Consider the following 14,591-nt stretch of genomic DNA (forward strand, 5'->3'; position numbering starts at 1 on the left):
GGGGGCCTTAGATAGGCCTGAATGCCTGTTCAAGCGGAGATCTTGCCACGGACTGCCGGAATTGGCAAACATTCGTGCCGAGGGTGTTGTTTCCTCGCGGCTCCGCGACGCGGGCCGGCGGGTTCGCCGGACCATTCGGCTGTATGCCGTGATCACCCAAGCTGACCGGCTTCTCGTCATTGCATGCCCGGTGATTTTGTTTGCAGACTTGTGACTCCGAGTCCTCCACGAGGTTTGCCGGGTGCGGTACCGTCTTCTCAGTGTTTTCTAAGGGGAAGCAGTAATGGGTTCGACGAATAATGCCTCGGCATATGTGGGCCGCATCGGCGGCCTGGCAGTGGGATTGGGTGTCGGGGTGGCCATCCTCGCCGGCGCCGGCGCGGCGTGGGCGGAGGGGTCCGGGTCGGGCGATTCGGGCTCGTCGTCGCACAGCTCGGCTTCGCACAGCTCGTCCAGCACCGGCTCGTCCGGACCGTCGAAGCCCAAGACCACCGCATCGTCGGCCCGCACGACGAACAAGCTCACCGCGCGCAGCGCCAACAAGGCCCCCCAGGCCGCCGCCACACCAAAGACCAGCGCGGTCGACGCCGCGGCCAAGCCCACCGCACCCAAGATCGTCACCGGGCTGCTCTCCGCAGTCGGCGTGACGACCGGCACCACCGGTGTGGCCACCTCCCAACGTGCGGCCGTCGCCAGCGCGGCGGTGTCGACCGCAGCCGTGCCGACCGCACCCACCACCATCCCGTCGTATCCGGTCGGCTGGGTGACCGGGCAGGCCAACAACGCCTACCCCGGCATCGGATGGCCGCAGACGAACAACACCAAGGGCTTCGGGATCTACGGCACCGACCTCGGCATCATGTGGGAGAACGGGCTGACCGGCAACATCCAGCTGGCGTTCGGCGACACCTTCAGCGCGCCGGGCATGACCGGCGACTGGCGCTCCAATGTGCTGCTGCTCAGCCAGGACAAGAACCTGACCAATGGCCTGACCCTGCTACAGACCGGCTACGCCTACCAGTTCATCCCGCGCAATTCCGGCGTCCTGTTCCCGTTCCTCGGCTCCGAGGTGACGGTCATCCCGACGTCGGCCATCTCGGTGAACAACGAGCAGTACGTCAACTACATGTCGGTCAAGTCCTGGGACACCCCGGGCCGGTGGACCACCAACTACTCGGCGATCTCGATGTACGACCCGGCCACGGACAAGTGGGTGCTGCAGCGGTCGACCATCCGCTCGGCGAGCTGGTTCGGCTCGACGAAGCCCTACGTGCCCGGTAACCAGAACTTCCAGCAGGCGGCGTATGTCCTGCAGCCCGCCGATCAGGTCGCCGAGGGCGACACCCAGTACCTCTACGCATTCGGCACCCCGTCGGGTCGCGCCGGTTCGGCCTATCTGTCGCGGGTCTCGGTCGACGACGTGAACAACCTGGCCAAGTATCAGTACTGGAACGCGACCACGAGCACCTGGGTTACCGGCAAGCCCGTCGCGGCCACGCCGATCATCGGCGATTCCACCCGCTCCGCCGGGCTTTTCGGACCCGTCATCGACTGGGCCAACAACCCCAACGTGCTTGGTGGAATGCTCGGTGGCCTGTTCGGCGCCAAGACGGGTGGCAACGTCAGCGAGATGTCGGTTCAGTACAACGACTATCTGGGCAAGTACGTGATGATGTACGCCGACGGCAACAACAACGTCAAGATGCGCTACGCCGACTCCCCCGAGGATGCATGGTCGGCACCGATCACCGTTGCGACGTCGGCGACGTATCCGGGCCTGTACGCGCCGATGATCCATCCGTGGTCGGGCACCGGAAAGCTGGTCGACAGCAACGGAAATCCCGACGACAGCACGCTGTACTGGAACATGTCGCTGTGGGGCAACTACAACGTCGTGCTGATGAAGACCGACCTGTCCTCGCTGAAGGCCACTCTGGTCTGAGGCCACCCGCCCAACCAACGTCGCCGGTGTGACGTTCGGCGTCGCCCTCTGAGTCCAAAATTCAGACTCTGCTAGTCTCGGTGCTATGCCCATCGACCGCGACCTGATCAGTGCCGAAAACTGTTCGGTCAAGCGAGCACTGGACATCGTCGGCGAGAAGTGGACTCTGTTGGTGCTGCGGGAGGCGTTGTACGGCGCCCGGCGCTTCGAGCGGTTCCAGAGCCGCATCGGCTGTCCCCGTCAGGTTCTCACCGACCGCCTGAATACCCTCGTCGCGGCGGGCGTGTTGCGGAAGGTGCCATATCAGGAGCCCGGCCAGCGGGAGCGTCACGAGTACCGGCTGACCGAGAAGGGCCGCGACCTGCTGCCGGCCGTGATCGCGCTGATGCACTGGGGCGACAAGTGGGAGGCCGACGCGGCCGGTCCACCGGTCGAGGTCGTGCACCGGGAGTGCGGCCATCCCGTCGAACTGGTTCTGCGATGTCGCGACGACCACGCCCCGCTGACCGCCCACGACACCGAGCCGCGGCCGGGTCCCGGCGCCCGCCCAGCCACGACCGGAAGGACGAGTCGATGACCACGACCACCACGCACCCTTTTGACACCGCGATCAGCCTGTCTGACAACGCCAATGGGAGCTATGTCGGCCAGACCACGCCGGACTACGCGAACATGGTGGGCCCGTTCGGTGGAGTGACGGCCGCTGCAATCGTGCGTGCGATCGAGCGGCACCCGGATCGGATCGGCGAACCCGTCGCGCTGACCGTCAACTATCTCGCCGCGGTCACCGACGGCTCCTTCGATGTCGAGGTGCGCGCCGTTCGCACCAACCGGACCAACCAGCACTGGACCGCCGAGGTGACCCAGGAGAACGGCATCACCACGACCGCCACCGCCGTCTTCGGGCTGCGCCGGGATGCTTGGTCCGACACCGAAGCGACCATGCCCGACGCCCCCGATCCCGAAAGCATCGCGCACACAACAGTTCCCGGACCGGTCCCGTGGATGCGCAACTACGACATGCACTACGTCGAGGGAGGGGTGCCGACGGACGCGGCGGAAATTTCGTCGTCGACGACGACGCTGTGGGTGCGACAACGCCCGGTCCGCGGGCTGGATTTCCCGGCGCTGAGCGCGCTCACCGATGTCTTCTACCCGCGCGTGTTCCTGCGCCGCGGCCGGATGCTGCCGGCCGGCACCATCTCGCTGACCACCTACTTCCACGTCGACAGCACCGAACTCACCGAGCAGGGTTCCGACTTCGTTCTGGCCACTGCGCACGCCCAGCGGTTCGCCCGCGGATACTTCGATCAGACCGCGCAGATCTGGGGCCGCACCGGGACCCTGCTGGCCACCAGTCACCAGATCGTCTACTACAAAGACTGAATGGCCGACGATCCCGAACAGCCCGCACCCCGGCGGTGGCCGCACGTGCTGCGGCTCGTGCTGTTCGTCGCGGCCCTGCTGACACTGTTCTACCTCGTTGCGGTGTCCAAGGTCATCGATCCGGCGGGTGTGCGCGCCGCGGTATCGGCGACGGGTCCCGCCGCTCCCCTGGTCTACGTCGTGGTGTCCGCGGGATTGGCCGCCGTGTTCGTTCCGGGCCCGCTGCTGGCCGCAGGCAGTGGCGTGTTGTTCGGCCCGCTGCTGGGCACGTTCGTCACTCTCGGTTCGACGGTCCTGACGGCGGTCATCGCCGCTCTGCTGGGCAGGCGAGCCGGCCGCGACAGCGCCCGGGCTCTGCTCGGCCCCGACTGGTCGCCCCGCATCGACTCACAGATCCAGCGCCGCGGCCTGTGGGCGGTGGTCGGTCAGCGGTTCGTGCCGGGCATCTCCGATGCACTGGCGTCCTACGCATTCGGCGCGTTCGGAATGCCGTTGTGGCAGATGGCGGTTGGAGCATTCGTCGGATCTGCGCCACGCGCATTCGTGTATACCGCCTTGGGCGCGTCGATTTCGGACCTGTCGTCGCCGCTGGGCTATACCGCGATCGCGGTGTGGTGCATCACCGCGATCATCGGGGCGTTCGCCGCCCATCGCGGGTATCGCGGCTGGCGTGGGCGGCGCGAGGGTGGGCCCCTCCCCGGGGGTGAGGAGAGACCCACTCCCGATTAGCGGCCGCTGTGTCCGCGGCCACCCGCCTTGTGCGGCCCCTTGGCCCCGCCGGCCGAGTTGGACTTACCGTCGCCGCTCTTACCCGCCGAAGCCGATGCCGCCTTGTGCCGCACCGCTTTTGCCGCAGTCTGGGGCGCGGCGTGCGTGGCCGATTCTTCGGCCTTGGCCGGCCCCTCGGCCGTGGCCGCCGCCACTGGGGTCGGCTTGTCGGCTGCTGCGGCCGATGCCGCGGGTAGGGCTTTGACCGCGGCAGCAGTCGTTGTGGCCGGCGGCTTGAGCGCGGTGGCGATCTGATGCGCCAGCGTCTGAAGGGTGTTGATCGGACCGCCCAGTTTGATGAAGAAGTTGCCGCTCGCATCGAACACCACGCCCGCCTGGCTCAGAAGTCCACCGGCGAACACCGTGATACCGCCGCCGACCAGCGGGCCGAGATCCGGACCGTACCCACCGTTGAGGACGCCGTCGATGATGGTCGCCGGGCCGGTGAGGATCGCGTTGGCGATCTGCTGCGCGTCACCGGTGCGGGTCGCGTCGATGACGTTCTGGATCGCGGTACCGGACGCGGCCAGACCCTCGATGACTGGGCTGAGCAGGCCGACGGCAATCATCGCGTCGCCGACGGGGTCGGCGAAGACCTTGGCGACGTTGATGAGATTCTGGACGGGCTGGGTGTAAAACTTCTCAAGGGCAGGCAGCAAGTTGATGATCGGCTGCGCCGCCGCCAGCGGAACGAACAGCAGTGCGTTGGTGGCGGTTTCGACATCGCCGGCCGCGAGCGCGGTCAACGCGATCCGCAGCGAATCCGGAGCCGTCTTCGTCAGCGCTGTGAACAACTCGCTGCCGCTGGCGCCCAGCGCCGTGCCGAGGCCGGTGAAGCTCGCCACCTGATTGGCCACGATCTGCTTGAGCACCTCACCGGGATCGGCGGCGTCGACGAGGGCTTGCAGGTTGGCGGTCGCGGTTGCGAATACCTGCTTGTAGGTGTCGATGGGGCTGACCGCAGCCGCGAGCGTCGTTGCGTCCAGGTGGATTGCGGGCAGATGGAGATCCGGCACCGGTGGGGCGATCGGCGAGGCGGCGATGACGCCGGCGCCGAGCAGCGCCACACTCGCCATGACGGAGGAACGAACAGCACGTTGCATGAGGAATCCCGAGATGTTGAGGTTGTACTGACATTCGGGAACCTACTGCCGGGTAAGTTTGGCTGACCATCGCACAAATTGATGAGATCGTCAGCGGGAGCCGGCCGGGCTGTGCCTACGGAATCAGTTGCGTCGAATCGCCTTGGAATTCATCACGTTGGCGAGCTGCACCCGCGAACGAACCCCCATCTTGCGGAACACCGCACGTAGATGGGTGTTCACCGTATGGACCGACACGCCAAGAGTGGACGCCACGGATTGGTTGGTGTGACCCTCACTCACCAGCTGGGCGACCCGCTCCTCGGCCTTCGTCAGGCTCTCCCCGCTGCCGGTGGGTGCACCGGCCCTGCTCAAGTTGCGCTCCACACCGGGCAGATAGAAGTTCGCGCCGAGCTCGGCATAGAGGTCCCACGCTTCGGACAGCGCCGCCACCGCGGTGTGTCGGTCGCCCTGGTCGACCAGTACGGCACCGTAGTCGGCCAGCGCCCCCGCCAACAAGAACGAGCGCGGTGACTCACGAAGGATCTTGACCGCGCTGCGTAGCGTCCCCGCGTCGCCGGTGACGAATCCCTCGACTTGCAGCGCCACGCCCTCGAAGCTGGCGACGCCGGGGTTGCGTTCGGCAGCGGTCCTCGCCCGTTCGACTGTCTGCCAGGCGAATTCGTCGTCGGCAGCGGCGACGGCGATACCCGCTTGCACACGGAGCAGCTCGGGGCTCCTCGGCCACCACGACCTCGACTGCGCCAATGAGTCCATCAGCGGCTTGAGGATTCGCACACTGTCCTCGAATCGGCCTTCGGCTCCGGCTATCCGCCCTTTGATCAACAACGTCGGAGCCTTGCGGAAGGCGTCGTCAGCCTGCCTGGTTTCCTCGGCAGGCCGAAGCCGTTCCCGGGCCAGCGCCAGGTCACCGCGGATCACCGCGACGACACTGCCGATCAGCCAGGCCTCGAATTTGTGGACGTAGGTGCCCATTTCGTCGCAGAGGCGGACCATCGTCATGGCGCCGGCTTCGGCCTCGGCGAAGCGTCCGAGCTTGAAGTCCTGCAGGAGTTGGGCGAACACGAGCGACGGCAGACTATGGTCGTGGCGCTGATGTACCCGAGCGAGCAGTTCCTCGGCCTCCTCGAAGCGGTCGAGTTGCTGTAACGCCAGGACCTCACCGGCCAGGTAGGTCGTCCCGCCCAGGGCGCGCAGTGCGCGAAAATGTCTGCGGGCCGACCCGTGCCGGCCCTCGGCGGTGTCGGCCTCGGCGAGGGCCTCGAGGGCCAGGAGTTGAGTTCGCTCATCGCCCAGTGCGCGCCCGCGGGCCAGCGCTGCCTCGGCGGCTTCGGTGGCCGCCATGGCCGTCCCGGCGCGGGTGAGCATCAAAGCCTCGACCGCGCCGAGGCGGGCCTGTAGTCGCGACGACGCCGGAGGACGGCCCTGCACCTCGACGATTCGGCGATCGATCTCGCCGAGCTGGCCCATCAGCCAAAGCGCCTGGGCGGCAAGCGATTGCAGGCGAGCCCGCGCCTCGGTGTCGGATGTCTCCATCAGTAGCGAATCGATGATCGTGACAGCGTCGTTGCCGCGCTGCGCGCGAATCAGAACTTCGGCGCACTGTTCGCCGATCTCCAGACGCCGCGGATCCTCGGCATCGAGCAATCCGAATGCCTCGACGATCAGTGGCGCGGCAACCGCGGGCATGGTCAGCGACGTCTGCGCGGCGGCACCACGGAGGATGTCCACCGCCTCGTAATCACCCGAGCGGGCGCCGGCGCGGGCGTGCGGCGCTGCCGCGACCACGCCCTTGCCCGATGCCACCAGATATCTGGCGCACCGCAGGTGCAGAGCGCGGCGAACCGCTGCGGGCACGGTCTCGTAGACCGCTTCCCGGATCAGGTCGTGGGCGAACGCGATGTGGTCGCGATCCTCGGCCAGCAGGCCGCGCCCGTGCGCTTCGCGCCGCTGCGCCGTGATCGCCACCACGGACGGGCCGCCGAGCAACTCGGCGGCGTCGGAGAGGTCGAGCGGCCGGCCCCAGACGGCCGCGAGTTCGACCAGCTCGGCGGTGCCTGGATGGAGCGAACGCAGGCGGCTGGCGATCGCGTCGGCGAACGCCGGCGGGATGTCGTCGGTCTCCGCCCCGGCACTGCGAGCCGCGGCAACTCCCGACAACAGCTGCACCGCCAGAAAAGGGTTGCCGCCCAACGCATGTAGGCGTCGATGTGTAAGCCCCTCGGCGGGGCCACCCAGGTAGTCGCGCGCCAGTGCATCCAGCTCGGCATCGGTCAGCGGCCCCAGCACCACGTCGTGCCGGTCGATGTCGTCGAGCGCACCGGCGGGCTCGGTACCGACGTCACGGCTGGCAGTCAGCCAGACCACCGGCGCTTCGGCGAGACGGGCCGGCAATGTCTCGAGGGCGAATCGGGTTACCGGGTCCGCCCACTGAGCGTCGTCGACGACGATCAGAACGGGGCTTCGGGCCGAGATCTCGGCAAGCAGCGAAGCGATGCGGTCGATGAGCCACACCGGCTGGTGATGAAGCGGCGCGAGACCCGCGAAGGTGTCGGCGTCCAGCAACGGCTTCGAGCCGGACCGCAACGCGACCAGCAGGGGGGCGCATGCCGAGATCTGATCCAGTTCCTCGGCCTTGCCGAAACCGACGGCGAAACCGGCCGCGGCCGCGTGCCGCGCGACCGCGTGCAGCATCGTGCTCTTGCCGATGCCAGGCTCGCCGCGCAGCCGGATCACACAGCCTTGCCGCACGTCACGGGTCCGCCGCAGCAACGTCGCCACGGCAGCCAGTTCGGCGTTCCGGCCTCTCAGGACGGGTCGTGCCATCGACGGCCCGACCCGGTGCAACTAGTCATTTCTGTTAACAACTCCCGACAAGCCGCATCGCATCCCGCGCCACGGAATACTGGCTCACATGGCTGATCGCAACGTCCTGGGCGGCCCACTCGAACCGTGCGGAACCGATCCGATGACGGGTTTTTACCGAGACGGCTGTTGTTCGACCGGCCCGGAGGACGCCGGCCGGCACACCATCTGCGCGGTGGTGACCGCCGAGTTCCTCGCCCATCAGCGCTCCATAGGCAACGATCTGTCCACCCCGATGCCGCAGTATCGATTCCCCGGCCTGACGCCCGGCGACCGGTGGTGTGTCACAGCGCTGAACTGGCTGCGGGCCCACACCGACGGGCACGCCGCGCCCGTGGTGCTGGCCTGCACTCACGAGCGGACCCTGGATGTGGTGCCGCTGGAGACTCTGCAGGAGTACGCCGTCGACGTGCCCGACGATCTGGGGGCGCTGTAGCGCGCGTGCGCCCTTGTATGCCGGCGGGTCACTCCCAGCGCGCCTGGAACGCCGTTACCGACCTCACACAGGAAGCCCGCAGTCTGGTATGACTATCTAAGTATTTTTGCCGCACGGGAGGATTAGCACCGAGGTGCCCAGCTGGGGCGTTGAGCCGAAGGGGGCCTGGTGAGCACCCCCATCGAAGAACGCGTGGTCCACACCGAGCCGCCGCAGCGCGCGGCGCTGGCCAAGTGGATCCGCCGCCTGGCCGTGCCGATCATCCTTGGCTGGCTCGGGCTGATCGTGGTGCTGAACGTCTCGGTTCCACAGCTGGAAGAAGTCGGCAAGCTGCGAGCGGTGTCGATGTCGCCGAAAGAGGCGCCGTCGGTCATCGCGATGATGCGCTCAGGCAAGGTCTTCGAGGAGTCCGACTCCGACAGTTCGGCGATGATCGTGCTGGAAGGCGACCAGCCCCTCGGCGATGACGCGCACCGCTTCTACAACGAGATGATCACCGCGCTGCGGGCCGACACCACGCACGTGCAGCACATCCAGGACTTCTGGGGCGATCCGCTCACCGAAGCCGGGGCGTTGAGCGCCGACTCGAAGGCCGTCTACGTGCAGGTGGCGCTCGCCGGAAACATGGGCGAGACGCTGGGCAACGATTCGGTGGAGGCAGTCCAGAAGATCGTCAAGGGCTTGTCACCGCCGCCGGGCGTCAAGGTCTTCGTGACCGGCGGCCCCGCATTGCAGGCCGACCAGCAGCATGCCGGTGACAAGAGCATCCGGATCATCGAGATGACCACCATCGGCGTGATCGTCATCATGCTGCTGTTCTTCTACCGATCGTTCATCACGGTCGGGCTGGTCCTGGTGATGCTGATCCTGGGCCTGACGGTGACCCGTGGCGCCGTCGCCTTCCTCGGCTATCACAACCTCATAGGCCTATCGCCGTTCGCGACCCAGCTGTTGGTGACGTTGGCGATAGCAGCGACAACGGACTACGCGATCTTCCTGATCGGGCGATATCAAGAGGCCAGATCGGTCGGCGAAAGCCGCGAGGACGCCTACTACACGATGTACCACGGCACCGCGCACGTGGTGCTCGGTTCGGGCATGACGATCGCCGGCGCGACGTTCTGCCTGTCCTTCACCCGATTGCCGTACTTCAAGTCGCTCGGTGTTCCGCTGGCCGTCGGCATGGTGGTCGCAGTGGTGTCGGCGTTGACGCTGGGCGCGGCCATCGTCACGGTGGCCAGCCGGTTCGGGCTGCTCGAACCCAAGCGGGCGATGCGGATTCGATTCTGGCGCCGCCTCGGTGCGGCCGTGGTGCGCTGGCCCGCGGCCATCTTGTTCTCGACGGTGATGATCGCGCTGATCGGGTTGATCACGCTGCCGGGTTACCAGCCGAACTACAACGACCGGAAGTATCTGCCTGCCGACCTGCCTGCAAACGAGGGCTTCGCCGCCGCCGAGCGGCACTTCCCCATCGCTCGGATGAACCCCGAGATGCTGCTGTTGGAAACCGACCAGGACGTGCGCAACTCGGCCGATTTCCTGGTGATCGAGAAGATCAGCAAGGCGATCGCCAAGGTGCCCGGCATCGGCCGGGTTCAGTCGATCACCCGCCCTGCCGGTAAACCGTTGAAATACAGCACCATTCCGTCCCAGATGAGCATGGGTAGCACCAGTCAGACGATGAACCGGTCATACATGCAGGACCGGATGGCCGACATGCTGGTGCAGGGTCAGGACATGCAGAACACCATCAACACGATGACGCAGATGATCGGGTTGATGCAGGAATTGAGCGGCGTCACTCACGACATGGTGGGCAAGACCGACAAGACCGCCCAGGATATCGCCGAGCTCCGAGACCACATTTCCGACTTCGACGACTTCTTCCGCCCGATCCGCAGCTACCTGTACTGGGAGCCGCACTGCTACGACATCCCGCTGTGCTGGTCGACTCGATCGGTCTTCGACACTCTCGACGGCGTGGACAAGATGACCGACGACATCCAGCAGCTGTTGCCGGACATGCATGCGCTCGATGCCGTCATGCCGCAGATGATTCCGCTGATGAACTCGTCAATCGAGTCGATGAAGCGGATGCGCATCATGATGCTGACCCAGCAGGCCACCCAGGCCGGCCAGCAGGATCAGCAGGCCGCCTTGAGCGAAAACCAGGCGGCGATGGGTGCCGCCTTCAATGATTCGCTGAACGACGACACGTTCTACCTGCCGCCGGAGATCTTCGACAACGACGAATTCAAGCGCGGCATAAAGAATTTCATCTCCCCGAACGGCCACGCCGTCCGGTTCATCATCTCCCATGAGGACGACCCGCTCTCGGCTGACGGCATCAACCGCATCGACGCCATCAAGAACGCCGTCTTCGAAGCCATCAAAGGCACCCCCCTGGAAGGTTCGAAGGTCTACCTCGGTGGCACCGCATCGGCCTTCAAGGACATGCAGGAAGGCAACAAGTACGACCTGTTGATCGCCGGTGTGGCGGCACTGTCGCTGATCTTCATCATCATGCTGCTGATCACCCGGGCCATTGTGGCCGCGGCGGTGATCGTCGGCACCGTCGTGCTATCGCTCGGAGCGTCGTTCGGGCTTTCGGTGCTGCTGTGGCAGCACATCCTGGGTATCGAGCTGCAGTTCATGGTCATGGCGATGGCCGTGATCATCTTGTTGGCCGTCGGCGCCGACTACAACCTGCTGCTGGTCGCCCGGATGAAAGAAGAGATACCGGCCGGCATCAACACCGGCATCATCCGCGCGATGGGCGGCAGCGGATCGGTGGTCACCGCGGCCGGCCTGGTGTTTGCCTTCACCATGATCTCGATGTCGGTGAGCGCCATGGTGGTGGTGGCTCAGGTGGGCACGACGATCGGACTGGGCCTGCTGTTCGACACCCTGGTGGTGCGGGCATTCATGACGCCGGCGATCGCAGCGTTGATGGGGCCGTGGTTCTGGTGGCCGCAAATCGTACGGCCCAAACCGCTGTCGAAACGTCCGCACGGTCAATTGCTGCGCTAGCTGTCGCCGGTTCTGCTATGACTGGACGCCGTGGGGACTCAGACCGAGGTACCGCACCGGCGGGGTGAGGCCTCCGTCGAGCCGAAACCCGGGGTGGCCCGCTGGATCCGGCGCCTGGCGATACCGATCATCCTCGGCTGGCTCGCTGTCATCGGCGCGCTGACCATCTTCGTGCCCCCATTAGACGTCGTCGGTGAGATGCGGGCGGTGTCGTTGTCGCCGAAGGAATCCCCGTCGGTGATCGCCCTGATGCGCAGCGGCCAGGTTTTCGAGGAGTCCGATTCCGACAACGCCGTGATGATCGTCCTGGAGGGGCAGCGCCCCCTCGACGCGGCGGCCCGCGAGTATTACGACGAGCTGATCACCACGCTGCGCGCGGACACCACGCACGTGCAGCACATTCAAGACTTCTGGGGCGATCCGCTCACCGAGTCCGGCGCGCTCAGCTCCGACGGGAAAGCCGTCTACGTGCAGGTGGCACTCGCCGGAAACATGGGCGAGTCGCTGGGCAACGCGTCGGTCGCGGCGGTCCAGAAGATCGTGAAAGACCTGCCTGCGCCGCCGGGCGTCAAGACATTCGTGACCGGCGGCTCGGCCATGCAGACCGACCAACAGAAAGAAGGCGGCCGCAGCATCCAGGTGGTGAAGATCGCCACCGTCGCCGTCATCATCTGCATGCTGCTGTTCTTCTACCGGTCGATCACCACGGTAGGAATCGTCCTGGTGATGCTCGTCATGGGGCTGTCGGTGACCCAGGGCGCAGTGGCATTCCTGGCCTATCACAACCTGATTGGCTTGACGACGTTCGTCACGCAGATCCTGGTACCGCTGGCGCTCGCCGCGACGACAGACTATGCCATCTTCCTCATCGGCCGTTACCAAGAAGCCCGCGTGGCCGGGCAGGACCGAGAGTCGGCCTATTACACCATGTTTCGGGGTACCGCGCATGTGGTGTTGGCGTCCGGCATGACGATTGCCGGCGCGACGTGCTGCCTGACGTTCACCCGGCTGCCGTACTTCCACACGCTGGGCATCCCGCTTGCCGTCGGCATGGTGGTGGCGGTGTTCTCCGCGCTGACACTCGGGCCGTCGATCGTGACGGTGGCCAGCCGGTTCGGGCTGCTGGAATCCAAGCGGGCGATGCGAATTCGGTTCTGGCGCAGGATCGGTGCGGTGGTGGTGCGCTGGCCGGGGTGGGTGCTGTTTCTCACCGTGTTCATCGCGTTGATCGGGCTGATCGCACTGCCCGGCTACCGGCCCAACTACGACGACCGCAAATACCTGCCCGCCGACCTGCCGGCCAACGAGGGTTTCGCGGCAGCTGAGCGGCACTTCCCCGTCGCCCGGATGAACCCGGAACTGTTGCTCGTCGAGACCGATCAAGACCTGCGCAACCCGGCCGACTTCCTGGTACTCGAGCGGATCGCCAAGGCCGTCACGAAGGTTCCCGGCATCGGCCGGGTGCAGTCCATTACGCGACCCGACGGAAAACCGTTGAAATACAGCACCATTCCGGCTCAGATGAGTATCAGCGGCTCGGTGCAGACGTTGAACCGGTCCTACCTGGAAGACCGCATGGCCGACATGCTGGTGCAGGGTCAGGACATGCAGAACACCATCAACACGATGACCCAGATGATCGGTTTGATGGAGCAACTCAGCGCCACCACGCACGACATGGTCGGCAAGACCGACAAGACCGCCCAGGATATCGCCGAGCTCCGGGATCACATCTCCGACTTCGACGACTTCTTCCGCCCGATCCGCAGCTACCTGTACTGGGAGCCGCACTGCTTCGACATTCCGATGTGCTGGGCGGTTCGGTCGACCTTCGAGGCTCTCGACGGCGTCGACACCATGACCGACGACATCGCGCGGTTGGTACCCGATCTCCGCGACCTAGATTCCATTATGCCGCAGATGATTCCGCTGATGCGCTCGTCCATCGAGTCGATGAAGCGGATGCGCATCATGATGCTGACGCTGCAGTCCACCCAGTCCGGCATGCAGGATCAGATCGCCGCGTTGAACGACGGCTCGTCGGCCATGGCTGCCGCATTCAACGACTCCCTGAACGACGACACGTTCTACGCGCCGCCGGAGATCTTCGACAATGACGAGATCAAGCGCGGCATGAGGAACTTCATCTCCCCCAATGGTCATGCGGCCCGGTTCATCATCTCCCACGAGCAGGACCCGATGTCGGCCGAGGGCATCCGCCGGATCGACGCCATCAAGAACGCCGTCTTCGAAGCCATCAAGGGCACGCCCCTGGAGGGTTCGAAGGTCTATCTCGGCGGTACCGCTTCGGCGTTCAAGGATATGGAGGAAGGCAACTCCTACGACCTGCTGATCGCCGGACTGGCGGCGCTGTCGCTGATCTTCATCATCATGCTGCTGATCACCCGGGCTCTGGTCGCGGCGGCCGTGATCGTCGGCACCGTGGTGCTGTCACTCGGCGCGTCCTACGGATTGTCGATCTTGCTCTGGCAGCACATCCTCGGGATGCCGCTGCAGTTCATCGTGATCGCGATGGCGGTCATCATCCTGTTGGCGGTCGGCGCCGACTACAACCTGCTGCTGGTCGCCCGGATGAAAGAAGAGATACCGGCCGGCATCAACACCGGCATCATCCGCGCGATGGGCGGCAGCGGATCGGTGGTCACCGCGGCCGGCCTGGTGTTCGCCTTCACCATGATGGCGATGTCCGTCAGCAGCATGAAAGTCATCGCGCAGGTCGGCACGACGATCGGACTCGGCCTGATGTTCGACACCCTGGTGATCCGGGCATTCATGACGCCGGCGATCGCGGCACTGCTCGGCCGGTGGTTCTGGTGGCCGCGCGTCGTGCGATCACGGCCGCTGTCCACGCGGCCGAGTGGTCAGTTGCTGCGGTAGCGGCTGTCGCGAGCGTGCGGTTTCGTACGCAACACGCCGCCGCAGGCGTATCGAAGCGCACACTCGACAGGGTAAGAGGTGTGGCCACCGAGGCCTCTGAGACACGTGTGACGTACCTTTTCAGGCGGCCGTCCGACACCCCGGAGATGGCGTCGTCCGATGT

General features: G+C 65.8%; 9 protein-coding genes. 7 read left to right on the forward strand and 2 right to left on the reverse strand.

What is annotated here, in order from left to right; genetic code table 11:
- Positions 1-283: 283 nt before the first annotated feature.
- The 4 genes from CRM90_RS03305 (at position 284) to CRM90_RS03320 (ending at position 4,057) form a co-directional block, all read left to right on the forward strand.
- Positions 284-1,942, forward strand: coding sequence for a glycoside hydrolase family 183 protein (locus tag CRM90_RS03305; protein ID WP_102805574.1), 1,659 nt, complete (start codon positions 284-286; stop codon positions 1,940-1,942).
- 85 nt (positions 1,943-2,027) lie between these two features.
- Positions 2,028-2,519 carry a winged helix-turn-helix transcriptional regulator gene (locus tag CRM90_RS03310; protein WP_102805575.1) on the forward strand — a complete coding sequence of 164 codons (492 nt, stop codon included), beginning with the start codon at positions 2,028-2,030 and terminating at the stop codon, positions 2,517-2,519.
- Complete coding sequence (locus CRM90_RS03315; RefSeq protein WP_102805576.1) at positions 2,516-3,328, forward strand: acyl-CoA thioesterase; 813 nt, start codon at positions 2,516-2,518, stop codon at positions 3,326-3,328. The genes CRM90_RS03310 and CRM90_RS03315 overlap by 4 nt, the downstream gene beginning before the upstream one ends.
- The gene (locus tag CRM90_RS03320) at positions 3,329-4,057 is read left to right on the forward strand and encodes a TVP38/TMEM64 family protein (protein WP_102805577.1); all 729 of its coding nucleotides are present in this window, start codon (positions 3,329-3,331) and stop codon (positions 4,055-4,057) included.
- On the opposite strand, the gene CRM90_RS03325 is transcribed toward CRM90_RS03320, so the two are convergent.
- Positions 4,054-5,199 carry a hypothetical protein gene (locus CRM90_RS03325; RefSeq protein ID WP_142391317.1) on the reverse strand — a complete coding sequence of 382 codons (1,146 nt, stop codon included), beginning with the start codon at positions 5,197-5,199 and terminating at the stop codon, positions 4,054-4,056. The two genes, CRM90_RS03320 and CRM90_RS03325, sit on opposite strands and share 4 nt — an antisense overlap.
- 123 nt (positions 5,200-5,322) lie before the next feature.
- Complete coding sequence (locus CRM90_RS03330; protein ID WP_102805579.1) at positions 5,323-8,025, reverse strand: AAA family ATPase; 2,703 nt, start codon at positions 8,023-8,025, stop codon at positions 5,323-5,325.
- Between the two features lie 88 nt (positions 8,026-8,113).
- Between CRM90_RS03330 and CRM90_RS03335 the strand changes: the two genes are divergently transcribed.
- The 3 genes from CRM90_RS03335 to CRM90_RS03345 all read left to right on the forward strand — a co-directional run bounded on the left by CRM90_RS03335 (position 8,114) and on the right by CRM90_RS03345 (position 14,428).
- Positions 8,114-8,500, forward strand: a complete 387-nt coding sequence (locus CRM90_RS03335) for a DUF2237 family protein (RefSeq protein ID WP_102805580.1) — start codon at positions 8,114-8,116, stop codon at positions 8,498-8,500.
- A 168-nt stretch (positions 8,501-8,668) separates the two neighbouring features.
- On the forward strand, positions 8,669-11,530 hold the full coding sequence (locus CRM90_RS03340) for an MMPL/RND family transporter (RefSeq protein ID WP_102805581.1): 2,862 nt from the start codon (positions 8,669-8,671) through the stop codon (positions 11,528-11,530).
- Positions 11,531-11,560: 30 nt separating this feature from the next.
- Positions 11,561-14,428, forward strand: coding sequence for an MMPL/RND family transporter (locus CRM90_RS03345; RefSeq protein WP_102805582.1), 2,868 nt, complete (start codon positions 11,561-11,563; stop codon positions 14,426-14,428).
- The last annotated feature ends 163 nt before the right edge of the window (positions 14,429-14,591 follow it).

The sequence above is a fragment of the Mycobacterium sp. ENV421 genome (assembly GCF_002887815.1).
Classification (GTDB): Bacteria; Actinomycetota; Actinomycetes; order Mycobacteriales; family Mycobacteriaceae; genus Mycobacterium.

Bases quoted from the DNA above. Each gene is read 5' to 3' on its own strand.
- CRM90_RS03305 (WP_102805574.1), top strand. From the start codon at position 284: ATGGGTTCGACGAATAATGCCTCGGCATATGTGGGCCGCATCGGCGGC.
- CRM90_RS03310 (WP_102805575.1), top strand. From the start codon at position 2,028: ATGCCCATCGACCGCGACCTGATCAGTGCCGAAAACTGTTCGGTCAAG.
- CRM90_RS03315 (WP_102805576.1), top strand. From the start codon at position 2,516: ATGACCACGACCACCACGCACCCTTTTGACACCGCGATCAGCCTGTCT.
- CRM90_RS03320 (WP_102805577.1), top strand. From the start codon at position 3,329: ATGGCCGACGATCCCGAACAGCCCGCACCCCGGCGGTGGCCGCACGTG.
- CRM90_RS03325 (WP_142391317.1), bottom strand. From the start codon at position 5,199: ATGCAACGTGCTGTTCGTTCCTCCGTCATGGCGAGTGTGGCGCTGCTC.
- CRM90_RS03330 (WP_102805579.1), bottom strand. From the start codon at position 8,025: ATGGCACGACCCGTCCTGAGAGGCCGGAACGCCGAACTGGCTGCCGTG.
- CRM90_RS03335 (WP_102805580.1), top strand. From the start codon at position 8,114: ATGGCTGATCGCAACGTCCTGGGCGGCCCACTCGAACCGTGCGGAACC.